The sequence below is a fragment of the Gilvimarinus sp. 1_MG-2023 genome (genome assembly GCF_030548285.1).
The window spans coordinates 1-254 of record NZ_JAUOSC010001320.1 but is presented as its reverse complement, the minus strand read 5'-3'; the positions used below and the strand labels follow the sequence as shown (position 1 = coordinate 254).

The window sequence follows — 254 nt, the reverse complement described above, 5'->3', positions numbered from 1 at the left end:
GGCGTTTACCACAACACCGCACTGGTTTTTGATGGCTCGGCCGAGCTGGCTGGTTTTTACCGCAAGATGCACATTCCCGATGACCCCGGCTTTTACGAAAAATATTATTTTATCCCCGGCGATGCCGATGAACCGGGTTTTCATCCTATTGCAACGTCTATCGGTAAACTGGGAGTACTGGTGTGTTGGGATCAATGGTATCCGGAAGCGGCCCGACTGATGGCTCTGGCCGATGCCGACATCCTGATCTACCC

The 254-nt window shown here is 52.8% G+C and carries 1 protein-coding gene; it reads left to right on the top strand.

All coding sequences use genetic code 11. The annotated features are described in order from the left end of the window. Positions 1-254: nitrilase-related carbon-nitrogen hydrolase (locus Q4563_RS21120; protein ID WP_303605918.1), on the top strand; the 254-nt coding region annotated here is incomplete at both ends.